Genomic DNA, 26,389 nt, shown 5'->3' with positions numbered 1-26,389 from the left:
TAACCTACCGCTCCGCCGCGACGGTGCCGCGCGGTGCCCGCCGGAACGAGAAGTGCCGGTGGCCGAAGAAGCTGGCCACCGCGACCAGACCCATCACGCCCACCGTCGCGGGAGTCTCCGGCAGATGCATCGCCCCGACGGCCAGCTGCACCCCGGCCATATTCAGCAGCATCCCACCGGAATTCACCAGCACGAAGCGCACGAAGTCGCGCAGGACGTGGCCGCGCACCCGGAACACCAGGGTCCGGTGGGCGACGAACGCGAACACGATGCTGATGCAGTAGGCGAGCGCGACGGCCGCGGCGGGCGGCCAGCCGTCGGGCAGGATCTTCAGCCACATCACCGTCAACACCATGCCCAGCAGCGTGTTACAGCCGCCGACGGCCGCGAAGGCGATCTCCTGCCGCCGGATCAGCCGCAGCAGCAAACCGGGTGCGAGGGTGGTGGTTTCGGTGGTACTCACGGGATCGATTCCACCCGTGGAGGTTCCGGCTCGAGCCCGGCGGAATCCGGCTCGTCGCGGCGGCGCGATCGCACGTACATCCACTGCAGAATACCCAGCCCGGCAAGCCCCAGCACGGCCGTACCGATACCGATCTTCCAGCCCGGCGGACGCCAGGTCACCTCGAGCTCGGCGTTCTGGGTCCCGGCCGGGATATCCACGGCGACAAAGGACTTCGCGACGGTGTCGAACGGGATCTCGTGCCCGTTCAGGTGCACCCGGTACCCCGGCCAGCCCAGTCGAGCGAACACCACGCGCCCGCCGTCGGCCGAGGTCACCCGCAGCTTGCTGGAGGTGTCGGACTCCGAGGTCGAGGTCGCCATGACACCGGCGGCATCGGCCACCCGCCCGTTCACCGTCGAGATCGGCCCGCCGACGCGTTCGAGCACCCAGATGTAGCGCTCGTGGCCGGGATAGTCGACCCACCTCCAGCCCTCGGGCGCGGGCTGGGTTCCGGCGTCGGGGAACATCGCCTTCTGCAGCACGATCCGGTCGAGCTTCATCAGGTCGGCGACCGTGCGCCCGGTGGTCGGCTCCGGCGTGAACAGGCGCCGGTAGGCGTCCGGGCAGACGCTGGAATCCCAGCGCATGCACAGCATTTCACCGAACCAGTAGTGCCCGTTCGGGGTGTAGCCGTTGACGTAGTGCTGCTCGACGTCCTTGGCGTAGTTGCCGAAGGCCAGCGAGCCGTAGGCGCCCTGCAGCGTCCGGTCCTCCGGCCGCAGCAGGCCGCGATCGCCGAGCTGCAGCGTGATGCCGTCGAACTTCGGGAACGCCGCCTTGGCGTCGGAACGGTTGGTGGGCAGATTCCAGCTCATAGGGGTCGGCTGCGCGCGATCCACCTGCGCGTAGGCGATCGGGAGCATGGCCGCGATGACCAGCAGCGCCGCCGCGGCCGCCCCGCGCGTGCGCGCCAGCCACACCGCGGCGGCCCCGAACGTGGCCACGACGACCGCCGACGCCACATGCCAGAGCACGTTGTGCGGGTCGGCGGAGAACGTGCGCACCCACAGCAGCCCGATCAGCACCGCGGCCGCGATGCAGCGATTGCGCCATCCCGCGGTGGTGCCGAAGCGGCCCAGCAGGACACACACCAGGATCAGCAGGCCGAGCGCCAGCATCGGCAGCACCCGGGCGGGCCAGCGCAGCGGACCCACGGTGCCGGGGCCCGCCGCCCACATCAGGAACATGATCGCGAACAGCGCCACGGCGGTCAGCTCGCGCCACGCGGCCCGCGCGCGGCCCCAGTCGACGAATGCCAGCGCCGGAATCAGGAACCAGGCGATATAGGTCATCGGCAGCGGCTGGATATAGCCCCACCACGAGTTCAGCGCGGGCAGCGTGGACGGCAGGCTCGCGTTCAGCGACTCCGACCAGGGCACGGTCAGGAACTGGTCGTTATTGATCTGGGCGGTGCCGCGCCAGCTCACCTTCGCCGACAGCATGCTCGGCAGGTAGGTCAGCAGGCCCGCCAGGCCCGCGCACAGCGCCACCGCGGTCAGTCGCGCGACCGGCCGCCACCGGCGCTGGTAGACGATCTCCCCCACCGCGACCGCCGCCAGCATGAGCGCGGATTCCACGGCGGGGAAGACGTATTCGACCGAGATCGCCAGGTACAGGAACACGAAGACCGGAATCGGCCCGCTCTTGCCGCGTGAGTAGCGCACCGCGGACGCCCACGCGTGCACCATCCACGCGGTGCCGGTCAGCGAGGTCATCCAGCTGGCCTGGTCGAAGAACAGGAACCAGCCGGTGAACGGGAAGGCGACACCGGCCACCGCCGCCCACTGCACGCGGCCGCCGTACGCGAGACACACCCGGTACACGCCGAGCGCGGCGATGATCGCGAAGATCAGCTTCACCACCGTGGCGTACACCGCGAGATTGTCGACCGAGGGCGCGATCAGATCGATCAGCAGCTGCGGCGGGTTGAACAGGCCCGCCTCCTCCATCGTGTAGTTGCCGGTCATCCACTGCTCGGGGATGAGCACCGGCAGATTGCCCTCGCGCAGGTGGCGGCCGAGCATCACCCACAGCGGGGTGTACTGGGATTCGGTGTCGTCGGTGAAGAAATGGCGCGCGTTGGCCAGCAGCACCGCGGCATAGCCGAGCACCACCCCGACCGCGGTGATCGCTCCCCACCGGTACACGCTCCTGCGCGACGGTCCGTCCGCGGCACGCTCCGGCGGCACCCGAGACTCAGCGGGTGCGGGAGGTTCGGCCAGCGCCGTCGACACTGCACTTTCCACCACGAGTCACAGACCCTACAGGCCCGGGTGACGCTTGGCATTTACCCGTGATCCGGTGATGATGTCGGGATGCCTCGCCGTGCCGGAACCCGTCACCTGCTGCGTGTTAGAGTTCACCGCGATTCGGGCTCTGCACTGCAACGAGGAGTTCCGGCGCGCACCGTCGTCCCCGAAAGTCGAACCAGCTGATGCCGATTCCCTCCGCACGACCGCGTTCCGCCGCCATCGATCAGGCGCGGGCCAACGGTCATCCCGGCCGGGTCCACGAGGTTTCGGTCGTCGTCCCGGTGTATCGCGGCGAGGAGACCATCGCCGGACTGGTCGCCGAATTGCAGCAGCTGACCGAGCCCACCGCCACCCCGGGCGGCAGCACCTTCGCCGTCGCGGAGATCGTGCTGGTGCACGATCACGGGCCGGACCGCTCCGACGTCGTGCTGCAACGGCTCGACGACGAATACGACCGGGTGCGGGTGGTCTGGCTGAGCCGCAATTTCGGGCAGGACGCCGCCACCATCGCCGGTATGGCGGCCGCCCGCGGCGAGTGGATCGTCACCATGGACGAGGACGGGCAGCACGACCCGGGATATATCGGCGCGTTCATCGACACGGCGCTGGCGCAGCGGGCCGATCTGGTCTACTCCAAGCCCGTCAACACGCGCCCGCACGGCTTCCTGCGCAACCTCACCTCACGCGGCGCCAAGCTGGTGCTCGCCACGCTGTTCGCCTTCCCGGATTCGACCCGGTTCGAGAGCTACCGGCTGATCCGCGGCGATATCGGGCGGCAGCTGGCCGAGGTCGCCTCCAACGGCGTCTATCTCGACGTGGCGCTCACCTGGGTGGTCGACAACGCCGCGCAGGCGCCGGTGGAACTGCGCGCGGAGGGCCGGGAGGAGTCCGGCTACAACTACCGGCGGTTGTTCTCGCTGTTCTGGAAGATGGTGCTGTGCAGCGGAACTCGCGGCCTGCGGATGGTGAGCCTGCTCGGGGTGACGCTGGCCCTGGCGGGCGTGGTCTACGCGGCGATCGTGGTGGGGCAGGTGCTGTTCGGCACCGGGAACAACCCGGAGGGCTGGGCCTCGACCATCGTGGTGCTGCTGCTGGTGTCGGGGGCGATCCTGTTCTCGCTCGGGCTGATCGCCGAATACCTGGGCGTGGCGCTGCATGTGCTGGTGGGCAAACCCCTTTACCTGACGGTAGATTCGCCGACACCGCGTCCGGACGAGCATCGGGCGCCGGCCCTGTCCACGACCGCAGCGATCGGGGGGAACAACCCGGGTGAGCACTGACCGCATTATCTTCAGCAGGCCCTACCGCGCCGCGCGCGAGCTGGCGAACCTCGAGACCGTGCTGGCCTCCGACCAGAGTCACGGCGACGGGCCGTTCACCGAGGCGGCCACCGGCAAGCTGAAGCGGATCACCGGCGCGCCGCACGCGCTGCTGACCACCTCGTGCACGCACGCGCTGGAGATGGCCGGGCTGCTGCTGGAGCTCGGGCCCGACGACGAGGTGATCGTGCCGAGCTTCGCGTTCACCTCGACCGCGACCGCGATGGCATTGCGCGGGGCCACCTGCGTTTTCGCCGATATCGACGAGCGCGGCAACCTCGACGCGGAGTCGGTGGCGGCGGCGGTGACCGAGCGCACCAAGGCGATCGTGGTGATCCACTACGGCGGTGTCGCCGCCGAGATGGACCGGCTGCTGGCGCTGGCCGACGCGCACGGGCTGGCGCTGATCGAGGACAACGCGCACGGGCTCGGCGGCACCTGGCGCGGCAGGCCGCTGGGCAGCATCGGCACCGCGGGCGCGCTCAGCTTCCACGACACCAAGAACGTGCACTGCGGTGAGGGCGGCGCGGTGCTGCTCACCGACGAGATCCTGATGGGCCGGGCGGAGATCATCCGGGAGAAGGGCACCGACCGGGCCCGATTCCTGCGCGGCGCCGTCGACAAGTACTCCTGGCAGGACATCGGCTCCAGCTATCTGCCCAGCGAGCTGAACGCGGCGGTGCTGGACGCGCAGCTCGCGGAGTTCGACACGATCCAGGCGGGCCGGTTCCGGGTGTGGAACGCCTACGCCGCAGCGCTGCCGGACTGGGCGCGCCGCAACGATATTCGCCTCATGCACGTGCCGTCGGACCGCGAGCACACCGCGCATCTCTATTATCTGCGCACACCCACCGAGCGCAGCCGCGACGATCTCATCGATCACCTGCGCGCCCAGGGCATCTCGGCGCCGTTCCACTATGTCCCGCTGGATTCCAGCCCCGCGGGCCTGAAACTCGGCCGCACCCCGAACCCGTGCACCCGCACCGCCGAGTTCTCCCGAACCCTCATCCGCCTCCCCCTCTGGCCGGACCTCTCCGACGCCCAGGTATCCCGCGTCATCGAAGCCGTCACCGCGTTCACGGTCTAGCCCCGCGAACCCCGTCAGCCGGGGAGGTTGCGGCGCATGCAGGCTCGGGGCCACTGGTCGAGGCCGTGGGCGGCCTCGGCGGTGCGGAGGGCGCGCAGGCCGGGGGTTTCTTCGGAGGGTTCGAGGTAGTGGAAACCGAGGCGCTCGTAATACGGGCCGTTCCAGGGGACTTCGGTGAAGGTGGTCAGGGTGAGGGCGGGCAGATCGCGAGTGACCGCCCAGGCCGCGAGGTGCTCGATCAGTTGCCGTCCGATCCCCCGGCCCGCGTGGTCCGGGTGCACGGAGATCTGCTCGATGTGGGCGCAGCCGTCGACCGGCTCGGCGATCAGGTACGCGATCGGGGTATCGGAGGCATCGGCGTAGACCCACGCGCGATCTGCCCGCGCGAACGCGCGCAGATGCTCGGTGGGCGGCGGTTCGTCCTCCGCCACCGACGTCATGCCGATCTCCGCGAACGGCTTACCCGCCGCTCTCTCGATATCACGCAGGATCGGCAATTCGTCCTCGGTGGCGGGCCGGATCACGTCGGCGTTCCTCCTTCGTCCGGAGCGGCGTGCCGAGTCGAACTCGAATGCGGCGCAACCGCGCCCGTCCATGGTCGCGTACGCGACGGAAGGCCCGGGCACCGGCCCGGCGGCAGTTTATAAGCACCAGTAGATCGTATGCTGTAGCTTATCAATATGCGAACCGTGAGACAGCCCCTGAAGACCATGCCCGGCATCGCTCGATGGCTGCGGCGAAACTGGCGCCACCACCGCGACTCCGGCTCGGGCGCAGCCGATTTCGTCATTCTGAGCGATTGGAAGCGCGGACCCGCCGCAGCGTCCGAGGGCTCGTTCATGGTGAGCCTGACCCAGTACACGCCGCTCCGGATGGCCGACAGCCTCGATATCTGGCGCCTGTCGGAAACCCTGTGCGATCAGTTGACGACGATCGACGGCGCCGTGGCGGTCATGACCTACGTCCAACCGTTCCGCCGCCGGCTGGGATCGGTGTCGGTGTGGACGGACAAGCGCGGGCTGACGAAATTCATTGCCCTGCCCGACCATGTCGAGACGATGGACAAGTATCGCGACCGCGGCCTGCCGCTGCGGTCGGCCACCTGGTGGAGCGAGGACCGGCCCGGCGACGCGGCCCTCACCCGGGGTTTGCGCATGCTCGCGAGCACCGCGCAGCGGCGGGTACGGGAGACGCGGCCCGGAGCGAGCTAAGCGAGCAGGCGGTCGAGGGCCTCGGCCGTGAGGACCTCGTAGGAGTCGGTGACGCCGTTGTACCACCAGGTGTTCTCGCCCGGTTCCAGGCGCACCGCGGACTGCACGGCACGAGTGGAGGGCCGATAGGTCGAGCTGCGGGGGATCTCGTCGACGACATAGATCAGATCGGGTCGCCGGGCGGGGTCGAGGGCGCGCAGGCACTCGGTGACGTCCTTCGGCTCCAGCCGATAGCCGCCGCGGATGCTGACCGCGGCGACGGCGAACGTGCGGCCGGAGTCGGCGCGCAGGCCGAACGCCACCTCCATGTCGACCGCGGTGATGTCGTTGAGCGCGTCCACGATCGGCTGGGTGTACACCGGGCCGCGGGCGGTCTGGATGACCGTGTCGCGGCGATCCATCAACCAGTAGTCGCCGTCGCTGTCGCGGCGGAACAGGTTCTCCGTCGGCATCCAGGCATCGCCGGGAGTGAACACCCCGCGCAGGCCACCGCGCGAGATGTCGACCGTGTCGGACGCCTTGCCGATCAGCAGACCCACCTCGTTGTCCGCCGCCCGGCGGGCGAAACCCTGTGCGTCGGTGGCGATCTCGTCGGTCGCCGGATCGTAGGACACCAGCTCGACCCGCGCCGCGCCGGGCACCGGGCGGCCCTTGCTGCCGATCTTCGCGCCCGCCACATTGGCCAGCACCACGTCCCCTTCGATGGAGGCGTAGAACTCCAGAACCCGTGCGGGCGCGAACCTTTCGGTGGTGCGCCGCCACAGTCCGGCGGGCATGCCGGAGCCGATGAACAGCCGGATCGGGTGGGGGTGGCCGTTCGGGAAGGTGTCGGCGTCGAGGATGTCGCGCATCATCGTCCAGGTGTAGGTGACGACGGTGACCCCGTATCGGTGCACCTCCTCGGCGAACCGCGCGGGATCCAGCGAATGCGCCAGCGCGATCCGGCTGCCGCCCGCCACCGCGCCGCCCAGACTCACCAGCAGCCCGGACGAATGATGGAGGGGCGCAAGGCAATACACGGTGTCGCGGCGATCGAGATCGGCGGAGCCCGCGGTGCCGAATGCCGACACCGCCCACCGGTGATTGGTGATGTATTTGATGTCGAGCTTGTCGCCGGTGCCGGTCACCAGCACGAAGGCCAGCTCCCGCGCCAGGCCCGGATCGGGCCGGAACCAGCCGGGCAGCACCACCCGCGACGGATCGATCTGCTCGAGATCGACCACCTCCCGCCCCGGCGGCACGTCCAGTTCGCGCGCGTCGCCACCGCCGAGCACCAGTACCCGCGCGCCGGTGTCGGCGGCGTCGCGCAGGTTCTCCGGGTCGGACACGATCGTCTTGATACCGGTCAGCTCGACGGCGCGCCGCAGTTCGCTGCCGGGGGCGAGCAGGACCGCCACCGCACCGAGCCGCGATAGCGCGGCCACCGTCGCCAGCGCGCTCGGCCTGGTCTCCATCAACACGCCGATCCGGGTCCCGGGCCGGACCCCGACCGAGATCAGCCCGCGCACCACGTTGTCGATGCGCACGTTCACCGCGGCGTTGGTGTGCACGCGGTCGTCGAACAGGAACAGGTCCCGCAGCGGCGCCCGGCGCGCCTGCTCGGCGAGCAGGCGGCCCAGCGAGATTCGGGTGTGCGGCTGGATCATCCCGAGACGCGTCAGCCGCGGCAGTGCGCGCGCCGCCTCGCCGGTCAGCTCCACCGAGCCGCGCAGGGTGCTGTTGGCGATGCTGCCCAGCGCCGCCCCCAGCCCGGCGCCCGCCTCGGCCAGGGTCGCCGCCGTGTGCACGACACGCGTCGCGGCCGAGCGCGGGCGGTTGCTCGCCACGTGTTCGCGCATCGGCGCGATCTGCTCGGGCAGTTCACCTCGGCCGCCGAGCCACCGCACCCAATCGCGCACGAGCGGCCAGGTCTGCTGTGTGGCCGTACTCCCGGCCACCAGGCCGAAATGCCCGGCCACCAGCGACGCCTCGTAGACGTCGGCGTTCGGTGCGGCGCGCACGATGCCGCGCACCGCCGCCGGTTGCCCGATATCGTCGACCTCGCCGACGAATGCCAGGATCGGGCACTTCAGCTCCGCCAGCGAGATCGGCTGGTCGCGAATCACGAACCCGCCCAGCATCATCCGGTTGTGCGCCACGAACTGCTTGAGCAGATCCGCGGCGGCGGGCCCGGAATAGCCGACCCAGCCGTCCTGTTCGAGGAAGCGGCGCTGACGCTCCTTGGGCAGCAGCGCCTCCCGGTCGTGCAGCTGGCGCAGAAAATCGATGCGCGCCTTGGCCGTCTTGACCGGATCCAGCATCTGGAAGCCGACCCGCACCATGGCGTCGGTGATCGGCAGTCGGTTGAGCACGTGGTCCGCGACGAAATCGGCCACGTCGGACACCAGGCCGTGCGGGAGCCCGAACGGCAGGCCCGCCACGATATCGACGGGGCTGCCGAAGGTGACGATGCTCTCGACGCCCTTGCCGTAGCGATAGGCGGTGCTCTGATAGGTGAACATGCCGCCCTGCGAATACCCCATCAGGTGGACGCCGTGCCCGGTCAGCTCGTTGACCGTATCGATCGCGCTGTTGAGGGCCAGCACATGGTCGGCCAGGTCGCGCTGCCAGCCGCCCTCCTCGCTGGCCGGGGAGCCGAAATCGATGACCCAGCAATCGATTCCGGCGCGCTGCAGGATGCCGACCGCGCCGCCCTCGGCGTTGACGTCGTAGATGTCGGCGCTCACCATCAACGGCGGGACCAGCAGGGCCACGGGGCGGCCGGGGGTGGTGTCGTCCGGGAAGTAGTGCCGCAGCCGGTACATGCGCTTGCGCTCGGTCACCTCGTAGGGCGACGACTCCACGTCGTGCGTCAGTCCCCCGAACCGGACGACCTCGAGCCCGTTCTGCGCGGTCGCCATCAACCGCTGCACCGACTGCGCGACGAACCTCGTATCGAACTTCACGGTTACTCCCAGCCCTCACCCTGCATGTGGCGCGCGTCACACATACCGCCGCGTTTCTCCGAGCTTGCCACACACCTACCCTACTGCGCTGCGGCTGTGATCAGTCGCATGCCGTGCGCAGCTATCACCGGGGCCCGCCGGACACCTCCGGCGGCGAGCGACGGAATCGGCCCGGAAGCCCCGCACCGACCGGTTCGTCCCATGATGTCACCGGCAGTTCCTCCGATCGAACGCGTGTCGTAACCATCCGCCAGGGGTTTCGCCCGAGTATTCCAATTCCGCTGCACCGCAACCGTTTCGCAACTACCATCGGTGATGCTGGAACGCACTGTTGCGCACAGCATTTCGCTCGAGTGATCAGTATTCCGAAGGCCCCTGCCGCCTGCCGCACTGCCGTGAGCGTCGCCACCGCCGCCGTCGCACCCCATCTCGACGTGAGGATCCCGCATGACCATCGAAATGCCCGCGGAGACCGAGAATCACGCCCCCAAGAGCCTGTCCACGGGCGCTGCCCATCAGCTCGCGCACACCACCAAATCCGAACCCCAGATGCAGGGCATCAGCTCCCGGTGGCTGACCCGGGCACTGCCGTGGGTCCAGGTCAAGGGCGGTGTGTATCGGGTGAACCGGCGCCTGACCCACACCCTCGGCGACGGCAAGGTGGAATTCGCCGTCGACGGCGGGAAGGCCCAAGTCATCCCCCAGGAGCTGCGGGAACTGCCGCAGCTGCGCGGCTTCGACGACGACGATGTGCTGCGCGCACTCGCGGAGCGCTGCGAACAGCGCGACCTGGAGCCGGGAACGATCGTCGCCGAATTCGGCAACCCGGTGGATCAGCTGCTGCTGGTCGTGCACGGCAAGCTGAGCAAGATCGGCACCGGCGACTACGGCGAGAGCACGAGGCTCGGAATGCTCTCCGGCGGAGCCTATTTCGGCGAAGAGATGCTCATCGACCGCGGCGCCATCTGGCCGGTGACCGTCAAGACCGTCACGCGCACAACGCTGTTGAGCCTGCCGCGCGCCGCCCTGGACCAGCTGATCGAGGAGGCGCCCGCGCTGCGGCGGCACCTGTCCGAGTACGCCGCCGCGCGCACCCGCCCGCAGAACAAGCACGGCGAGGCGAATATCGAGATCTCCTCCGGACATGTGGGCGAGCCGCTGCTGCAGGGCACCTTCGTCGACTACGACAGCGCCCCCCGCGAATACGAACTGGGCATCGGCCAGAGCGTGCTGCGGGTGCACACCCGCGTCGCGGACCTGTTCAACGAGCCGCACAATCAGATCGAGCAGCAGCTACGACTGACCATCGAGGCCCTCTACGAGCGCCGCGAACACGACCTGGTGAACAACCCCGAGTTCGGCCTGCTGCACAACTGCGATCTCAAGCAGCGCATCTACACCGAGTCCGGGCCGCCCACCCCGGACGATATGGACGAGCTGCTGAGCATGCGGCGCAGCACGAAACTGTTTCTGGCACACCCGAAAGCGATCGCCGCGTTCGGGCGCGAGTGCACGCGGCACGGCATCTACCCGGACCCCGTGGACGTCGACGGCCACCGCATTCCGGCGTGGCGCGGCGTGCCGATCTTCCCGTGCGGCAAGATCCCCGTCAGCGACACCGGGACCACCTCCATCCTCGCCATGCGCACCGGCGAGAAGGATCAGGGCGTGGTGGGCCTGCACCAGACCGGCATCCCCGACGAGTTCGAGCCCGGGCTGAACGTGCGGTTCAAGGGCATCGACGACCAGTCGATCATCTCCTACCTCGTCAGCTGCTACTACTCGGCCGCGGTCCTGGTCCCCGACGCGCTGGGCATTCTCGACAATGTCCTGGTCGCCCGGCAGACCGACTGACGGGAGCGGGCAACCATGTCGGTGCTGTCGCGCGCCGCGGCCCCGCCGGCCACCGGAGAGGTGGCCGCGGTCGTCGCCGCGCTCCTGAGCAATCTCGACCACGCGCCCCCGGCACGGCTGGCCGTGCCGGAAGACGCCGAGTCCCGAGAACCCCCGCCGGAGAAGGTCGAATCCGAAGCGGCCCAGCCGGTCCCAGCCGATCTCGGCGGCATGGTCGGTGCCGCCGTGCCGCACAGGCTCCTCGGGCCGACCGGACTGGGCGCCCCTTACCTACCGAAACCACCGGGGCTGGAGGCTACGCCGGCCGCCGGTTCCACCAACGGTGCGCCACCTGCTGCCGACTCCGGTACGGAGCCGGATCACGCTGCCGCACAGTCTGATTCGGCGGACCTCGACGACCCGGGATCGTCGTCCGGCCGTGGGATCAACTCAGCCCTCGACCAACTACTTTCGGGTAGAACAGATCTCACCCGGTTAAGAACCCGGGTGACCCGAACCGACACCACCACCGAAGACCCCACATCCCCCGGGGCCACGGGCGGTCCGCAGCGCTCCGGCGGCCCGGTTCCGGCCCAGCAATCCGCGATCCCGCCGCTGTACTGCCCGCCACCCGTGCGCGACGACCCCGCGCTCGCCGCGGCGGTCAACGAGGGAATCCTCCTCTGGGCCGAGACGATCGGGCTCTACGAGGGCAAGCTCGACGAGCTGCGCAAGGCCGACTTCGGGCGGCTGATCATGCTGGCACACCCGGATTGCGACGATCCGGACCGGCTGCTCGCCGTCGCCAAGTGCGCGGTGTCGGAATGGTCGGTGGACGACTACTACTGCGAGGAGGACGCCGACGACCGCGCCCCCGACGGCACCCCGTCCAGCGCCGAGGCCGAGCTGGGTCCCCGGCTCGAATTGGCCGCGGCCGCCATCGATCCCGTGCACCTACCGGCCCGGTATCAGGCGCAGCTGGAACGCGCCCTGCAGGCGGATCCGATCCTGCGGGCCTTCCGCACGTCGTTCGAGCACCTGTCGCACTACGCGACACCCGCGCAGCTGGCCCGGCTGCGCACCGAGATCGGCGGCTGGTTCATCGCGCTGGGCGCGGAGGCGGGCTGGCGGGCCGCCGACCGGATGCCGCCGGTCTGGGAGTACCTGACCAACCGGCAGCCGCACAGCTTCCTGCCGTGCATGGCCCCGATCGACGTGGTCGGCGGCTACGAGCTGTCCGCGCCCGAGTACACCGATCCCCGGGTGCGGCGGTTGGTCACCACGGCGGCCCTGGCCGCGCAGATGGTCAACGACCTGTATTCGATGGCGCGCGAGGATCTTTCCGGCGGAAGGGAATTCAACCTGCCCACGGTGTTCGCGGCCGAGGAGCAGTGCCCGCGCCGGGCCGCGGTGCGCCGCACGGCGGAGATCCACGACGAACTGGTGCACCGCTTCGAACGCGAGGCCTCGGCCGTCGCGGCCACCGGTTCTCCCGCGCTGCGGCGTTTCCTGGGCGGGCTGTGGGCGTGGATGGGCGGCAATCGCGCCTGGCACGCCGACAGCCGTCGATACCACGAAAAAGACTGATACACACCGCATTTCGAGCACGACCCGGGACCCACCCCGATTCGAGAGGATGATCCGCGATGACCATGCTCGAGCACGAGACCGACAATGTCCTGCGCACCAGCTACCAGCGATCGGTTGCCGCCTACTGGAACGACAACCCCAACGACGACCGGGTCAACACCCGCCTCGGCGAGGTCGACGGCCTCTACCATCACCACTACGGCGTCGGCGAGCCCGACCTGTCGGTGCTGGAGGGTGCGGCCGAGACCCGCCAGGAGCGCATCGTGCGGGAGCTGCACCGGCTCGAGACCGCCCAGGCCGACCTGCTGCTCGACCAGTTCGGCGACGTCCGCCCCGGCGACCGCCTGCTCGACGCGGGCTGCGGGCGTGGAGGCACCAGCATCATGGCCAACCAGCGCTTCGGCTGCCGGGTGGACGGCGTGACGATCTCGGAGTACCAGGCCGGTTTCGCCAACGGCCAGGCCCGCGAGCGTGGGGTCGAGGACAGCGTGAAGTTCCACTTCAAGAACATGCTCGACACCGGATTCGACGCGGGCAGCATGCGCGGCCTGTGGACCAACGAGACCACCATGTACGTCGACCTGCACGACCTGTTCGCCGAGTTCGCCCGGGTGCTGGCACCGGGCGGGCGCTACGTCTGCATCACCGGCTGCTCCAACGACGTCACCGGCGGCCGCTCGTCCTCGGTGAGCTGGATCGACGCGCACTACGGCTGCATGATCCATCCGCGCGGCGAGTACTTCCGCGCGCTCGCCGCGCACGGGCTGGTCCCGATCACCGTCACCGACCTGACCCCCGCCACCATCCCGTACTGGGAGCTGCGCACCCACTCCGAACTGGCCACCGGGGTGGAGAAGCCGTTCCTGACCGCCTATCGGGAGGGCAGCTTCCAGTACCTGCTGATCGCCGCCGATAAGGTAGGTCGGTGATCCCCGAAGCCACGACCGCGATCGACCGCGAGACCCTGCCCGTCGAGCTGGTGGACGAGCAGGGCCGGCCGACCGGGGCGTGCCCGGTGGCGCAGGCGCACACCGCCCCCGGCCGGCTGCACCGAGCGTTCTCGGTGCTGCTGTTCGACGCCGACGGGCGAGTGCTGCTGCAGCAGCGTGCGGGGGTCAAGACTCGGTTCCCCCTCCTATGGACCAACACCTGCTGCGGGCATCCCGCGCCGGATACCGATGTCACCGACGCGGCGGCGGAGCGGCTCGTCGAGGAACTCGGGATCCGCGCGGCACTGACCGAGGTCGGCACGTTCACCTACCGCGCCGCCGATCCGGAGACCAGCCGCGTGGAGTACGAGTGGGATCACGTTCTCGTCGGGCGTTTCGACGGTGAGCCGCCACGCCCGGATCCGGCCGAGATCGCCGCCCACACCTGGATGTGGCCGACTGATTTGCAGGCCGCTATGGCCGCCGACCCGGACGCCTATACGCCGTGGCTCTCGGGGGTGCTGGCGGTGATCAGCCGGTCCGAGGTCAGCCAGCCTCAGTGATCGAGCAGCCAGTCGTTGGGCGCGAACAGCTCGAAATGCACGCGCCGGTCCGGGACTCCGGCCGCCATCAGCTGGGCGCGCACCGACTGCAGGAACTCGCTGCCGCCGCAGAGGTAGAAGTCCGCGTCGGGCGGCAGGTCGACCTCGGACAGGTCCATCAGGCCGTGTCCCTCGGCCTCGTACCAGGCGCGGAACGCGGCATTGCGCAGCGCGCCGACACGGTCACGGATCCGCTCCCGCAGGGGATGCGCCCGCTCGGACCGATCGGCGTGCAGCACAACGGTCCGCCGCTCCGGGGTGTCGGCCGCCAGGTACTCGAGGATGCCCGCCATCGGCGTGGCGCCGATACCCGCCGAGATCAGCACGACCGGGGTGGTCGCGGCGGGATCGATGGTGAGATCGCCGAACGGCAGCGTGATCTGCAGCCGGTCGCCGGGAAATACGGTGTCGTGCAACCAGGTCGACACCTCACCGGCCGGATTCGCCTCGCCCGCCTCGACCTTGCGCACGGCGAAGGCGAGCAGGCCCGCGCCCGGCCGCTCGACCAGGCTGTACTGGCGCAGCTGGCGCGCCCCGTCGGGTAGGTCGGCGCCGACCGAAACATACTGTCCCGGTAGGAAATTCGGCAGTGGGCGGTCGGGGTCCGGCGACTCCACCACGAAGACCGCCGCCCCGGACGGGTCGTCGCGCCGCTCGACCACCCGGGTCTCGCGGAACACATCTCCCGGCTCGACACCGGCGGCCCGGTAGAGCCCGCGCTCGACGTCGATGAGCGTGGTCGCCATCAGCCAGTAGACCCGATCCCACGCGGCGGCGATCTCGGGCATGACCACCTCGGCGCCCAGCACCTCCACGATCGCGGCGAACAGGTGCTCGTGCACGATCCGGTACTCCGGCTCGGTCACCCCGAGCGAGGCGTGCTTGTGGCCGATCCGGGCCAGCAGTTCGCGGGGATGCGGCAGGCCCGGGTCCACCAGGTGCACCGCGAAGGTGGCGATGGACGCCGCCAGCGCCTTCTGCTGGGCTCCCTGGGCCTGATTGCCGCGATTGAACCGGTCGCGCAACAACTCCGGGTGCGCGGCGAACATCTTGCGGTAGAACAGCGGGGTGATCTCGTCGATCCGGGTGGCGATCAGCGGCAGGGTCGCGCGGATCACGTCGGCATGCTCTGGTTCCAGCTCGGGCATCGTGTGCAGAGCCGATTCCGGCACGGTGGTCATAGCTCCTGACCTTTCTCGGTAGGTGGCCGAGCCCGCATCCGGCGGGTGCGAATCACCCTGGGGCGGCGGGTATGGCTTCTCTTTATTCGTTGTGCGACAGGAATGCGGGCGCCGCGGTGAGATGCAGCAACTCGACGGTGCGTTGGTCGACCAGATCGCTCAGCGTGTATTTGTCCAGCTCCTCGTAGAACGCCTGCTGGGCGTCGGCCAGCACCCGCCGCAATCGGCAGGCGCCGACCAGCGGGCAGGGGCGTTCGCCGAGACATTCGACGACTTCGCTGTCCCCCTCGAGGCCGCGCACGATCTGCCCGACCGTCGCGGTCCGCCCCGCCTCGGTGAGGAAGATGCCGCCCGCGCGGCCGCGCTGCGAGGCGACCAGGCCCAGGTCGGACAGCTTGGTGACGGCCTTGGCGACGTAGTGCTCCGAGGCATCGACCTGTCGGGCAATTCGTTTCGCGGTGACCCTCTCCTCGGCACCGCGGCTGACCGCCAGCCGCATCATCGCGCGCAGGCCGAGATCGGTGAACCGGGAAAGTTGCATACCTCTACGCTACGTATTTCCGTGTGGAAAAAGCGCATTCCACGGGTGTGCCCTTTAATACTCATTCGGCTGCGGTTTTTGCGGCGGGCGTCACAGTTGCCGGAAATACATAGCAAAATTGCAGCTAATACAATCTCCGGCAGGTGAACGCTGCCATCCGGCGCACGCCCGACGCGATGCGCTGCCCAAACCCGCACAGACCCGCCGCGCGACTGCGCCCCGCCGGTCGTCGCGATCCCGAAATACAGCCCCGTTGGGCGATCTGCGCAGCTGGCGCCTCCCGCAGACGCGTCAGCTCAGCAGTCCGCCCAGCCGGCGTCGCGCTCGCGGACCGGGCAGCAATTGTCTGGCAGCATGTCGGCCATGGAGTTGATCGGGCTGGATCGCATCGAGTCGGCGGCGAAACTGCTGGGGCCGGTCATCCGGCGCACGCCGCTGGTGGCGTCGCGGGTGCTGTCGGAACGCACCGGGGTCGAGGTGCGGCTCAAGTGCGAGAACCTGCAGCGCACCGGATCATTCAAGCCGCGCGGCGCCTACAACCGGATCGCGAACCTGCCCGAGGCCGACCGGCGGCGCGGCGTGGTGGCCGCCAGCGCGGGCAACCACGCGCAGGGAGTGGCTTGGTCCGCAACGACTTTGGGCATCGAATCGACGGTGTTCATGCCCGTGGGCGCCTCGCTGCCGAAGCTGGTGGCCACCAGGGCATACGGCGCCACCGTGCACCAGGTCGGCGATACCATCGACCGATCCCTCACCGCCGCATTGGATTTCGCGGAGCAGACCGGCGCGACCCTGATCCACCCGTTCGACCACCCCGATATCGTCGCGGGGCAGGCGACGGTGGCGCTGGAGGTCCTGGAGCAGCTTCCGGAGGTCGGCACGGTCATCGTGCCCACCGGCGGCGGCGGACTGCTCGCGGGCGTGGCCGAGGCGCTGCACCATCTCGCCCCGCAGGTGCGCGTCGTCGGCGTCCAGGCCGCGCAGGCGGCCGCCTGGCCGGACTCGCTGGCGGCCGGTAAACCGGTTGCGCTGGAACGGATGTCGACGATGGCCGACGGCATCGCCGTCGGGCTGCCCGGCGAGGTCCCGTTCGCGCACGTGGCCGAGCACGCCCCCGCCGTCACCACGGTCGACGAGGACGCGCTGTCGAGCGCGATGCTGCTGTGCATGGAACGGGCCAAGCTGATCGTCGAACCCGCCGGGGCCGCCGCGGTCGCGGCGCTCATGCACCACGCCGACGAGCTGGACCTGCACGGTCCGGTCTGCGCGATCCTGTCCGGCGGCAACGTCGACCCGCTGCTGCTGACCCGGCTGATCGGCCACGGACTGAGCGCGGCCGGACGCTATCTCGCCGTGCGCGTGACGATTTCGGACCGCCCGGGCAGCCTCGGCACGCTTCTGGCCGCGGTGGGCGGCACGGGCGCCAGCGTCCTGGACGTCGTCCATTCCCGCACCGGCGCCTGGCTGGCGATCGACGAGGTGGAGGTCCTGCTCACCCTCGAGACCCGCGGCCCCGCCCACCGCGACGATGTTCTCGACGCGCTGGAGGGCGCGGGATACGCGGTACGCGTTCAGGATTGAGCGATCCGGCCTACCGCTCGGACTCGCCGGTACTCACGCCGAAGGTTCAGCCCCGGCGCTCGTGCCAGCGGCGGATGAGGCCGCGCATATCCTCCTGGACGAACTCGAAGAACTCGACGGCCTCGGTCAGCCGGCGGCCGGTTTCGGAGTCCTCGCCGTAGAGTCCGATACCGCTCTGCAGCGCCGCCTTCCAGGTGTCGAGTGAGTCGTTGCGGAGCGTGAGGACCGTTTCCCACACGTTGTCGCTGATGCGATAGCGCTCCTTGCGCGTGCGCGGCACCCGCTCCCGGGAGACGAATCCGATCTGGGCGAGGAAGCGGATCGCGCCCGAGATCGACGGCTGACTCACCTCCAGCGCATCCGCCAGCTCGGCCGAGGTCATCGCGCCCGATTCGCTGATCAGCATGCGGGCCATGACCCGGGCGGCCATCGGGGGTGCGCCGCTCGCCGCCATCGCGCCGCCGAGCCGTTCGACGAATGCACTCTGCTCCGCCGAATCGCCGTTCACGGGTACCGAGGATGCCATGCGTCGACCTTACCTAAGCAGATTTCTGAAGTATTGCATCTATCAGATATTCATAATAATGTGCGGTCATGACCATGAACGAGCGATCCTCCGACCCGCGATCCGGGTCTGCGGTCGCAGCAGAGACGAAGTCCGACACCCCCGCGCCCGCCGTGCTGCCCGGCGCCCGCCGCATCGGCGTGCTGACCGCGCTGTGCCTGGCGGTGCTCGTCGTCGGGCTCGACACCACCGTCCTCAACGTGGCGCTCCCGACACTGGCGGTGGATCTCGGCGCCTCCACCGGGCAACTGCAGTGGGTGGCCAACTCCTACAACCTCGTGCTCGCCGCGCTGCTGTTGCCGGCGGGGCTGCTGGGCGACCGGTTCGGCCGCAAGAAGATGCTGGCCACGGCGCTCATCCTGTTCGGCGCGGGGTCGGTGGTGTGCGCGCTGGCCGATTCGGCGAATCAGCTGATCGCCGCCCGGGCCTTCCTGGGAATCGGTGCGGCACTGCTGGTTCCGGTCGTGATGTCGCTCATCACCGTGCTGTTCCCCGGCGAGGCCGAGCGGAAGCGGGCGATCAACTTCTTCGTCGTGGCCAACAGCATCGGCCTGCCGCTGGGCCCGATCGTCGGCGGCCTGCTGCTCGACAGCTTCTCCTGGGCGTCGATCTTCTGGATCAACGTCCCGGTCGCCGTGGTGGCCGTCGTCGCGGTGGTCGCGCTGATCCCGGAGTCGCGCAGCGCGATTCGGCCGACGATCGACTATGTGGGCATCGTGATCTCCTCGGCGGCTCTCGCGGCGCTCGTCTACGGCGTCACGCTGGCCGGAGAGAAGGGCTGGGACGACGTCTGGGCCATCGTCTACCTGGCCGCGGCCGCCGTGCTGCTGGCCCTGTTCGCGCTCTTCGAGCGTCGGCTGAACCGGCTGGGCACCCCGACTCCCCTGGTGGACGCTCGGCTGCTGCGGTCCGCGTCGTTCGTCTGGGGCACGCTGCTCATCACGATGACGGTGTTCGCCATGTTCGGGCTGCTGTTCACCATGCCTCAGTTCTTCCAGGCCGTGCAGGGCGCCGATGCGCTGGGCACCGGCCTGAAGCTGCTGCCGTTCATCGGCGGCATGGTGATCGGCGCGAAGTTCGCCAACCCGGTGGACGCCGCCGCGGGCACCCGGATCACCGTCGCCGTCGGCTTCGTGATTCTCGCGGCCGGGCTGGCGATGGGCACGATGACCGACGTGGACTCCGGATACGGCTACGTGGCGCTCTGGTTCGCCATCGCCGGTGCGGGCGCCGGGTTCGGCATGCCCGCGGCGATGAATGCCGCTCTGGGCGAACTGGATCCGGATCGGGCCGGCGCCGGATCGTCGCTGATCCAGGCGATGCGGCAGGTCGGCGGCACGATCGGCATCGCGCTGCTCGGTACAGTTCTCAATGCCGCCTACCGGGGCGGGGTCGACATCACCGGCCTGCCCGCGGAGACGGCAGATGCCGTGAAAGGTAGTGCGGCCGCCGGACTTTCGATCGCCGATCGGCTGCATTCGACGACGCTCCTGGACTCGGTGACGCAGGCGTTCGTCGACAGCATGTCGACGATGCTGTGGGTGTGCGCGGCCATCGCGGTCGTCGGAGCCGTTGCGTCCCTGCTGTTCCTGCCCAAGCGTGCCGAGGCCGTCGATACCACCGACCTGATGTAGTCCGAGGAGACCCGTGATGGAGAAGGTTCGTTTCACCGAAGAGAAGGCCACCATGCTGGCGACGCTGTACGGGCGGGCCCTGGACTACCGCCGCGACGACCCGATCCTCGGCGACGAGGAGGCCGACAAGGCGGTCCGGCGAATAGATTACGATTTCGGCAGCCTCGGCATCACGGCGGACGGGGCCGCGGGCGTGGCGATGCGGGCGAAGATCATCGACGACTGGGCCGCGGAGTACCTGCTCGAGCATCCGGACGCGATCGTGCTGCACCTCGGCTGCGGCATGGACAGCCGTGTCTTCCGATTCGACCCGCCGCCGACGGTCGAATGGTTCGATATCGACTACCCCGAGGTCGTGGAGCTGCGCACCCGCATCTATCCCGACCGCGCGCACTACCACACCATCGGCACCCCGGTGACCGAGCTGGACTGGCTCGATCGCATCCCGTCCGATCGCCCCGCCCTGATCGTCGCCGAGGGACTGACCATGTACCTCGACCCCGCGGAAGGCGGCGAACTACTGCGGCAGCTGGTCGCGAAATTCCCCTCCGGCCACCTGATCTGCGATGTCTTCAGCCGGTTGGGCATCAAGATGCAGAAGGCCAACCCGGTGGTGCGCAAGTCCGGTTCCACCCTGCACTGGGGAATCGACGACCCCGCGGAGCTCGAGCGGTTCGGCCTGCACCCGGTGTCGTGCACCGACGCCACCGACTGGGTCCGGACGCGCACGGACGCCAACCAACCCCCGGACTACTCCCGCGGCCTACGCCTCCAGCTCGCCGCCATCCGCTACATCCCCCCGCTACGCCGCCTCGCCCGAATCTGCCGCTGGCGGTTCTGATCCGGCCAGCGGCGGGACTGGCTGCGGGCCCGGAACGAGATCAGTTGGCGGACTAGGCAGCCGGTGTCTGTACAGGGCCGCCGTTGCGGTATCGACGGACAGCAACGCCCGTCGATACCGCAACAGCCGGAATGGAATTCAGGACGGCGACGCCCGCCTCCGCGCCGCTACAGACATCGCAGCGCTCGGGTGCGGATTCAGCAGGGCGCTCCGGCATACGTCACAGAATCTCGCCGAGACCACAGCACCCCGGCGCGGGTGACAAAGTTCTACCTGCCACGGTCCGCCGGGACCACAGCACTCGGGTGTGGATTCATGCCCGCGCTGCCCCGCGACTTCTCCTCAGCGCCAGCGCTTCTCGTACCCCGATCCCCCGCCGAGTGGGGACATCGCGGTGCTGGAGCCCGTAGCCCCCGGCGATCGCGAACACCCCGGCGAGCAGCAGCGCGGCGACGAGGCCCCACCCTCGGACGGGATCGATGGGGGTACGGCCGACCCAGTCGAGAGGTGAGAGGTGGCGGACCCAGTCGGGAAGCTGCAGGGTGTCGGCGAGGACGGCGATCACGGCGACGGCGATGTACACGGCCCAGCCCGCCGCGAGGTAGGGCGGGTGGAGGCCGTACAGCGCCACCGCGAAGGTGAGCAGCACCAGCACCGCGGGTAGATAAGCCAAGGCCGCCACAGTGATTCGGCCAACCGCGGACGGATCGGAGATGGCGACGGCGTCGCTGATGCCGAGCGCGAGCCCGCTCACCGCGGTCACGATCGCGGCCCCGGCGGCGACGGTGATCGCCTGCGCCGCGAGCCACCGCGTCCGGGAGCAGGTTCCGGCGAGGATCGGCTCCAACCGGTCGCCCGCCTCCTCCTCCGCGACGCGGCCGATGCCCTGCAGCGCGTACCCGGCGCTGATCAGCGCGAGCAGGATGACCACGAAGGCCAGGTAGGCGTCCTCGTCGGCGCTGCCGCCGCCGAAGATGTCCTGCATCGCCTCGTTGTCCTCCATCAGGGTGCGGATGGCGTCGGCGAGCGACCCGAAGGCGATCCCGACCAGCGCGCCGATGATGCTCCAGGCCAGCACGGGGCCGCGGTGCCCGCGGATCGCGAAACCCATCGGGCGCAACAGGTTCGCCGCGGCGGACGACGGGCCCCGGCGTGAAGCGAACAGTCCCTGTCCGAGGTCGCGGCGCTCGGCGAACCATCCCGCCAGCACGGCCATCGCGGCAGCGAACCCGACCGCGAGCAGCAGCGGCCACCAGCGGGCCCCGGCGAACGCGCGGGTCTGTTCGGCCCAGCCGATCGGCGACAGCCACACCAGCGCGTTGTCGCGCACATCGCCGACCCCGCGCGCGAGGAACGCCACCACCAGGACCGCCAGGCAGGCGGCGGTCCCGGCGCGCGCGGTCGCGACCACCTGCGCGACGGCGGCGGCGAGCGCGGCGAACCCGAACCCGAGCAGTGCCATCGCGGCGGGGTACGCCACCGCGCCCGGCCATCCGACGTCCAGCGCGAAAAGGGTTGCGCTCATTGCCGATCCGATCACCGCGACCCCGGCGGCGGTCAGTGTCAGCGCGGCGCCGACCGTCGCGGTCCGTCCGATCGACCCCGCGCGCAGCAGTTCCATCCGCCCCGACTGTTCCTCGCCGCGAGTCATCCGCAGCACCAGATGGACCCCCAGCAGCGGGAACGCCAGCGCGCTCACGAAACCGAACTCGTAACTGATCAGGCCGCCGATGGTGTCGAGGCCGAACGGTTTTCCATTGATCGCGAACAATGCGCTGCCGGATTCCGTGGCCTGCGCGTACGCCGCGATATCGGCCTGGGTCGGGTAGAGGTCGTTCATCGACCATGCCGTCGCGGCGAAGACGCCCGCCAAACCCAGCACCCAGCCCAGGATCTGGCGCCGGTTGCCCCGCCACAGGATCGACAGCATCGCGGAGTAGCCGCCCATCACCGCACCTCCGCGGTCTCGTAGTTGCGCAGGAACAGCTCGTCGAGGCTCGGCGGATTCGCGGTGACCGACTCGACCCCGGCCGCATGCAGCGCGGCGATCGCGTCGCCGACGTGACCGGCGTCGACACCGAACGACACCGCCCACCGGTCGCCGTCCGGGTGCATCGCCACCGCCGTGACACCGGTCGCGGTCTCGAGCCCGCACGGTTCGGCGGCGGTGACGGCATGGATGTGGGTCGTGGTGTGGCGGCGCAGCTCCGCCAGCGTCCCGGTCGAGACCGTGCGGCCCTGACGGATGATGCTCACCCTGTCCGCGAGCGCCTCCACCTCCGCGAGGATGTGGCTCGACAGCAACACCGTGCAGCCCTGCTCCTGGCGTTCCCGCAGCGTCTGCTGAAACACCTGCTCCATCAACGGATCCAGGCCCGAGGTCGGCTCGTCGAGGATCAGCAGTTCGCTCTCGCTCGCGAACGCCGCGACCAGCGCGACCTTCTGCCGGTTGCCCTTGGAGTAGTCCTGGCTCTTCTTCCCCGGATCCAGCTCGAAGCGTTCGATCAACTCGGCCCGCCGCCGGGTGTCGACGGGTCCGTGCGCGGTCGCCAGCACATCGAGGCATTCGCCGCCGGTCAATCCCGGCCACAGCGAGACGTCGCCGGGCACGTAGGCGAGCCGGTGGTGCAGCTCCACGGCGTCGCGCCACGGGTCGCCGCCCAGGAGCCACGCCTGCCCGCCGGTGGCGCGGACCAGCCCCAGCAGGATCCGGATCGTCGTCGATTTGCCCGCTCCGTTGGGGCCGAGGAACCCGTGCACCTCACCCCGCTCGACCCGCAGGTCCAGCCCGTCGAGCGCGGTGAAATCACCGAACCGCTTGCGCAGGGCCGCGGTTTCGATCACCGCGGTAGATCCGTCACCGATCACCGGTCACCTCCATGAACTATTGGTGTGTACCGATGGTACACGCTTTCGGTCCAGAGTCCGGTGCGTACTGCTAGCATCGGGGTGTGCCGCTACCCCGATTCACTCGTTTACCTGCAGAGGAACAGCGCCGCATCCTGGACGTGGCGCTGCAGGCGTTCGCCCGGGACGGCGTCGACCACGCCTCCTACAACCAGATCATCGCGGCCGCGGGCATCTCGAAGTCCTCGGCGTACAACTACTTCGACGGACGCGAGGATCTGCTCTACGCCGTCCTCGACGACGTCGCCGAACGCCTCGCCGCGGTGCTGGGCACGTGGGAGCACACCGAGAGCGCCCCGGAATTCTGGCGCGCCATCAAGACCGTCGAGGCCCGCCTGAGCGCCCACATCGCGGAGCATCCCGCCGATCTCGCGCTCATCGACCCGGCGTTCCTGCTGCGCGAACAGGGCGCGTTCATGTCCTGGATCGCCGACTTCGTCGACAACGGCGCCGCGATCGGGATCGTCACCACCGTGTGCGACCGCGATCTCCTCGTCGCCGCCACCGCCGCCGTCCTGCGGGCCGGAGATGCCTGGGGCGCACAGCAACTCAGGGACGGGCGGGTTCCCGATCAGGACCAGGTCTGGACGCTGATCCGCAACCTCTGGGGCGCGGCGTGAGCGCCGGTCAGCACTTGCTCTTGTAGAGGTACTTGGCGTTGGCGTCCATATCGGCCTGGGTGATGGCGATCATGTCGGTCTGGATATTGCGGGTGACCGGCTTGTTCTCGATCGCTGCGGCGGCCTGGGCGACACCCTTGGCGCCGATGGCGGCGGGGTCCTGGGCGATCAGCGCCTGCACGGTTCCCGCCTTCAGGTCCTCGACCTGTTTCGGGCTGGCGTCGAAGCCGACCAGCTTCACCTGATCGAGTTTCCCGGCATTGCGCAGCCCCGTGGCGGCGCCCTCCGCCGAGCTCAGGTTGGTGGCGAAGATGCCCACCAGGTCCGGATGCGCGGCCAGCGTGGCGGTCACGATCGATGCGGCCTGGGCTGCGTCGTTGTTGTTGTACTGCACGCCCAGCGACGTCAGCCCGGCCTGGTTCTTCAGCTCCTCCTCGAAACCCTGGGCGCGCAGGTCGGTGGTCGAGGTGCCCGCCTTGGTGTTGATGACGAGCACGGATCCCTTGCCGCCCACCAGTTTCGACAGCGTCTGGGCGGCGAGCTGACCACCCTTGCGGTTGTCGGAGGAGACCGACGACAGCGCCACCGAGGTGTCGTCGAGGGCAGTATCGACCTCGATCACCTTGATGCCGGAGTCCTTGGCCCGCTTGATCGGGCTGGCCATCGCCGTGGCGTGCGTCGGCGCGATCAGCACGGCGCCCGGCTTGTTCGCGATCACTCCGGTCACGATCGGGGTCTGCTCCGTCGCGTCGAACTCCGTGGGCGCCTGGGTGTCCAGCTCGAACCCGAGCTTCTTCGCCTCCTCCTCCGCGCCGCACTGCATCGAGATGTAGAAGGGTTCGTTGGCGACACCGGGAATCAGCACCAGCTTCTGCGCGTCGGCACTGCCCGAATCCCCCACCTGCCCACCGCATCCGGCCAGCATGCCCGCGGCCGCCACCGCGGCGCCGATTGCCGCGGCGGTCCGTCGTCCGGTCCTCATCTCCGCCTCACCTCCGAGATAGGTTGTGCTACTTCCGGTCTCGTGACCGGCTCTATCTGATTGCGGCGCTCGCTGGACCTCCGTGGTTACGCAAGCTACCGCCTCCGGTCCTGACGCGAACGCCGCCGAATCTGGTCGAACCACACCGCGGCCACGAGCACCACACTCACCGCGACCGGCTGCCAGAACACCGGCACCCCCGCGATGACGAAGCCCTTGCGCAGCACCGACGGGATGAAGACCCCGATCACGGTGCCCAGCACCGAACCCGCCCCGCCGAACAGGCTGGTGCCGCCGATCACGACGCCCGCGATGGCGTCGAGATTGTCGGTGGTGTGCCCGGCGATGGTGGTGGTGCCGAAGTAGGCGAGATTCATGAAACCGGCCAGCCCCGCGAGGGTTCCGGCCATCAGGTACACCAGGATCAGGTGCCGGGTGACGCCGATACCCGCCCGCCGGGCGGCCTCGGCGTTGGAGCCGATGGCGTAGGTGTAGCGCCCGAACCGGGTCGTATGCAGCAGCCACGCGCCCACGACGGTCACCGCCGCGGCGACCAGCACCAGGATCGGGACTCCGCCCAGCACGGTGCCGAAACCCAGTGAGTTGCGCAGTTTTTCGGGGACGGTCCGGGTGTCGACGCCGCCGGTGATCAACTGAGCCGCGCCCAGGGCCGCACCGAACGAGCCCAGGGTGACGATGAGCGGTGGAATCCTGGCCTTGGCCACCAGGAATCCGTTCACCAGGCCCCAGAGCGCCCCGCCCGCAAGCGAACCCACGAATCCGATCGCGACGATCCCCCACCCGGCGTGGGTGGCGTCCTCCCCCGGGCTGAGCCATTCCATCGTCTTCGCGCCGATCACACCCGCGAAGATCAGCACCATGCCGACCGACAGGTCGATGCCCGCAGTGATGATCACGAAGGTCATCCCGATCGACAGCACCAGCAGCACGGCGGTCTCGATGAGCAGCGTCTGCAGCGTGAACCGGGTCGGAAACGCGTCCGGCCGCAGCACACTGAACGCCGCGTAGAGCACGACCAGCACCAGCCCGATCCACAGCGTGCTGGCCCCGGCAAGCCGCTGCCACGCTGATCTTTCGGGAAGGGCCACGCTGTCGGCGGCGGCCGAGTCTCCGGTCGCGTCCGTCATGGGACCGGCAGTCTCGCCCGGCTGTTTGCCGGAATCCTCTCCGCCCCCGGCGGAATCGCTGCCGGTCACACCGGAGTCCTTGCTGCTCCGCGTGATGGCGTCACCGGAAGCACCTG

At 69.4% G+C, this 26,389-nt stretch carries 22 protein-coding genes; 11 read left to right on the top strand and 11 right to left on the bottom strand.

The genetic code is table 11. From position 1 onward, the window contains the following. Positions 1-4: 4 nt before the first annotated feature. Together NM1_RS31690 and NM1_RS31685 are read right to left on the bottom strand one after the other, a co-directional pair. Complete coding sequence (locus NM1_RS31690) at positions 5-463, bottom strand: GtrA family protein (protein WP_068028387.1); 459 nt, start codon at positions 461-463, stop codon at positions 5-7. Next, complete coding sequence (locus tag NM1_RS31685) at positions 460-2,652, bottom strand: putative glycosyltransferase family protein (protein WP_068028456.1); 2,193 nt, start codon at positions 2,650-2,652, stop codon at positions 460-462. Before NM1_RS31685 ends, NM1_RS31690 begins: the two co-directional genes overlap by 4 nt. A 287-nt stretch (positions 2,653-2,939) precedes the next feature. On the opposite strand from NM1_RS31685, the gene NM1_RS31680 reads away from it, so the two are divergent. Both NM1_RS31680 and rffA read left to right on the top strand, forming a co-directional pair. Further along, positions 2,940-4,037 (top strand): glycosyltransferase, encoded by a 1,098-nt coding sequence (locus tag NM1_RS31680; protein WP_084520224.1) that lies wholly within the window; start codon positions 2,940-2,942, stop codon positions 4,035-4,037. Then, positions 4,027-5,163 carry a dTDP-4-amino-4,6-dideoxygalactose transaminase gene (rffA, locus tag NM1_RS31675; protein ID WP_068028385.1) on the top strand — a complete coding sequence of 379 codons (1,137 nt, stop codon included), beginning with the start codon at positions 4,027-4,029 and terminating at the stop codon, positions 5,161-5,163. Before NM1_RS31680 ends, rffA begins: the two co-directional genes overlap by 11 nt. Before the next feature lie 14 nt (positions 5,164-5,177). Here the strand turns inward: rffA and NM1_RS31670 are convergent, their stop codons facing one another. Then, positions 5,178-5,687 carry a GNAT family N-acetyltransferase gene (locus NM1_RS31670; protein ID WP_068028383.1) on the bottom strand — a complete coding sequence of 170 codons (510 nt, stop codon included), beginning with the start codon at positions 5,685-5,687 and terminating at the stop codon, positions 5,178-5,180. 165 nt (positions 5,688-5,852) lie between these two features. On the opposite strand from NM1_RS31670, the gene NM1_RS31665 reads away from it, so the two are divergent. After that, positions 5,853-6,374, top strand: a complete 522-nt coding sequence (locus tag NM1_RS31665) for a hypothetical protein (protein ID WP_147288991.1) — start codon at positions 5,853-5,855, stop codon at positions 6,372-6,374. On the opposite strand, the gene NM1_RS31660 is transcribed toward NM1_RS31665, so the two are convergent. Then, positions 6,371-9,319: an AMP-binding protein gene (locus tag NM1_RS31660; RefSeq protein WP_084520223.1), complete on the bottom strand. Its 2,949-nt coding sequence runs from the start codon at positions 9,317-9,319 to the stop codon at positions 6,371-6,373. The two genes, NM1_RS31665 and NM1_RS31660, sit on opposite strands and share 4 nt — an antisense overlap. 447 nt (positions 9,320-9,766) lie before the next feature. On the opposite strand from NM1_RS31660, the gene NM1_RS31655 reads away from it, so the two are divergent. From NM1_RS31655 to idi, 4 genes are read left to right on the top strand one after another with little or no spacing between them, the layout of a single operon-like run. Further along, positions 9,767-11,173 carry a family 2B encapsulin nanocompartment shell protein gene (locus NM1_RS31655; RefSeq protein ID WP_068028371.1) on the top strand — a complete coding sequence of 469 codons (1,407 nt, stop codon included), beginning with the start codon at positions 9,767-9,769 and terminating at the stop codon, positions 11,171-11,173. Positions 11,174-11,188: 15 nt separating this feature from the next. Further along, complete coding sequence (locus tag NM1_RS31650; RefSeq protein WP_068028369.1) at positions 11,189-12,739, top strand: family 2 encapsulin nanocompartment cargo protein terpene cyclase; 1,551 nt, start codon at positions 11,189-11,191, stop codon at positions 12,737-12,739. A gap of 59 nt (positions 12,740-12,798) precedes the next feature. Beyond that, positions 12,799-13,671, top strand: a complete 873-nt coding sequence (locus tag NM1_RS31645) for a geranyl diphosphate 2-C-methyltransferase (RefSeq protein WP_068028366.1) — start codon at positions 12,799-12,801, stop codon at positions 13,669-13,671. Next, positions 13,668-14,234, top strand: coding sequence for an isopentenyl-diphosphate Delta-isomerase (gene idi / locus NM1_RS31640; RefSeq protein WP_246011346.1), 567 nt, complete (start codon positions 13,668-13,670; stop codon positions 14,232-14,234). Before NM1_RS31645 ends, idi begins: the two co-directional genes overlap by 4 nt. On the opposite strand, the gene NM1_RS31635 is transcribed toward idi, so the two are convergent. Both NM1_RS31635 and NM1_RS31630 read right to left on the bottom strand, forming a co-directional pair. Then, positions 14,228-15,454, bottom strand: a complete 1,227-nt coding sequence (locus NM1_RS31635) for a globin domain-containing protein (protein WP_068028364.1) — start codon at positions 15,452-15,454, stop codon at positions 14,228-14,230. The genes idi and NM1_RS31635 overlap by 7 nt on opposite strands. An 82-nt stretch (positions 15,455-15,536) precedes the next feature. After that, a complete protein-coding gene (locus tag NM1_RS31630) occupies positions 15,537-15,995 on the bottom strand; it encodes an RrF2 family transcriptional regulator (protein WP_068028361.1) in 459 nt (152 codons plus the stop codon). A gap of 354 nt (positions 15,996-16,349) precedes the next feature. Here NM1_RS31630 and ilvA point away from each other — a divergent pair, with 354 nt between their 5' ends. Beyond that, on the top strand, positions 16,350-17,576 hold the full coding sequence (ilvA, locus tag NM1_RS31625; RefSeq protein ID WP_068028346.1) for a threonine ammonia-lyase: 1,227 nt from the start codon (positions 16,350-16,352) through the stop codon (positions 17,574-17,576). Positions 17,577-17,622: 46 nt separating this feature from the next. Here ilvA and NM1_RS31620 read toward each other — a convergent pair whose 3' ends face one another. Next, positions 17,623-18,102 (bottom strand): GbsR/MarR family transcriptional regulator, encoded by a 480-nt coding sequence (locus tag NM1_RS31620; protein WP_068028344.1) that lies wholly within the window; start codon positions 18,100-18,102, stop codon positions 17,623-17,625. Positions 18,103-18,170: 68 nt separating this feature from the next. On the opposite strand from NM1_RS31620, the gene NM1_RS31615 reads away from it, so the two are divergent. Together NM1_RS31615 and NM1_RS31610 are read left to right on the top strand one after the other, a co-directional pair. Continuing rightward, positions 18,171-19,775: an MFS transporter gene (locus tag NM1_RS31615; RefSeq protein ID WP_211339408.1), complete on the top strand. Its 1,605-nt coding sequence runs from the start codon at positions 18,171-18,173 to the stop codon at positions 19,773-19,775. Between the two features lie 16 nt (positions 19,776-19,791). Next, entirely contained in the window at positions 19,792-20,616 is an 825-nt protein-coding gene (locus NM1_RS31610) for a class I SAM-dependent methyltransferase (protein ID WP_068028340.1), read from the top strand. A 313-nt stretch (positions 20,617-20,929) separates the two neighbouring features. On the opposite strand, the gene NM1_RS31605 is transcribed toward NM1_RS31610, so the two are convergent. Both NM1_RS31605 and NM1_RS31600 read right to left on the bottom strand, forming a co-directional pair. Then, complete coding sequence (locus NM1_RS31605; RefSeq protein WP_068028338.1) at positions 20,930-22,564, bottom strand: ABC transporter permease; 1,635 nt, start codon at positions 22,562-22,564, stop codon at positions 20,930-20,932. Further along, positions 22,564-23,481, bottom strand: a complete 918-nt coding sequence (locus tag NM1_RS31600) for an ABC transporter ATP-binding protein (protein WP_373864082.1) — start codon at positions 23,479-23,481, stop codon at positions 22,564-22,566. Before NM1_RS31600 ends, NM1_RS31605 begins: the two co-directional genes overlap by 1 nt. Positions 23,482-23,567: 86 nt before the next feature. Between NM1_RS31600 and NM1_RS31595 the strand changes: the two genes are divergently transcribed. Then, a complete protein-coding gene (locus NM1_RS31595) occupies positions 23,568-24,143 on the top strand; it encodes a TetR/AcrR family transcriptional regulator (RefSeq protein ID WP_068028336.1) in 576 nt (191 codons plus the stop codon). A 7-nt stretch (positions 24,144-24,150) separates the two neighbouring features. Here the strand turns inward: NM1_RS31595 and NM1_RS31590 are convergent, their stop codons facing one another. Continuing rightward, positions 24,151-25,125, bottom strand: a complete 975-nt coding sequence (locus NM1_RS31590; RefSeq protein ID WP_068028334.1) for an ABC transporter substrate-binding protein — start codon at positions 25,123-25,125, stop codon at positions 24,151-24,153. Between the two features lie 95 nt (positions 25,126-25,220). Next, the gene (locus NM1_RS31585) at positions 25,221-26,342 is read right to left on the bottom strand and encodes an ABC transporter permease (RefSeq protein ID WP_246011348.1); all 1,122 of its coding nucleotides are present in this window, start codon (positions 26,340-26,342) and stop codon (positions 25,221-25,223) included. Positions 26,343-26,389: the final 47 nt, after the last annotated feature.

This window comes from Nocardia mexicana NBRC 108244 (genome assembly GCF_001613165.1).
GTDB classification, from domain to species: Bacteria; Actinomycetota; Actinomycetes; order Mycobacteriales; family Mycobacteriaceae; genus Nocardia; species Nocardia mexicana.
The sequence above is the reverse complement of the archived record's forward strand: the minus strand, read 5'-3'. Positions and strand labels throughout refer to the sequence as shown.

What these genes read in the sequence shown, in the direction of transcription:
- NM1_RS31680 (WP_084520224.1), top strand. Translation starts at nt 2,940, where the DNA reads ATGCCGATTCCCTCCGCACGACCGCGTTCCGCCGCCATCGATCAGGCG.
- NM1_RS31655 (WP_068028371.1), top strand. Translation starts at nt 9,767, where the DNA reads ATGACCATCGAAATGCCCGCGGAGACCGAGAATCACGCCCCCAAGAGC.
- NM1_RS31650 (WP_068028369.1), top strand. Translation starts at nt 11,189, where the DNA reads ATGTCGGTGCTGTCGCGCGCCGCGGCCCCGCCGGCCACCGGAGAGGTG.
- NM1_RS31645 (WP_068028366.1), top strand. Translation starts at nt 12,799, where the DNA reads ATGACCATGCTCGAGCACGAGACCGACAATGTCCTGCGCACCAGCTAC.
- NM1_RS31635 (WP_068028364.1), bottom strand. Translation starts at nt 15,454, where the DNA reads ATGACCACCGTGCCGGAATCGGCTCTGCACACGATGCCCGAGCTGGAA.
- NM1_RS31630 (WP_068028361.1), bottom strand. Translation starts at nt 15,995, where the DNA reads ATGCAACTTTCCCGGTTCACCGATCTCGGCCTGCGCGCGATGATGCGG.
- ilvA (WP_068028346.1), top strand. Translation starts at nt 16,350, where the DNA reads ATGTCGGCCATGGAGTTGATCGGGCTGGATCGCATCGAGTCGGCGGCG.
- NM1_RS31620 (WP_068028344.1), bottom strand. Translation starts at nt 18,102, where the DNA reads ATGGCATCCTCGGTACCCGTGAACGGCGATTCGGCGGAGCAGAGTGCA.
- NM1_RS31615 (WP_211339408.1), top strand. Translation starts at nt 18,171, where the DNA reads ATGACCATGAACGAGCGATCCTCCGACCCGCGATCCGGGTCTGCGGTC.
- NM1_RS31610 (WP_068028340.1), top strand. Translation starts at nt 19,792, where the DNA reads ATGGAGAAGGTTCGTTTCACCGAAGAGAAGGCCACCATGCTGGCGACG.
- NM1_RS31605 (WP_068028338.1), bottom strand. Translation starts at nt 22,564, where the DNA reads ATGGGCGGCTACTCCGCGATGCTGTCGATCCTGTGGCGGGGCAACCGG.
- NM1_RS31590 (WP_068028334.1), bottom strand. Translation starts at nt 25,125, where the DNA reads ATGAGGACCGGACGACGGACCGCCGCGGCAATCGGCGCCGCGGTGGCG.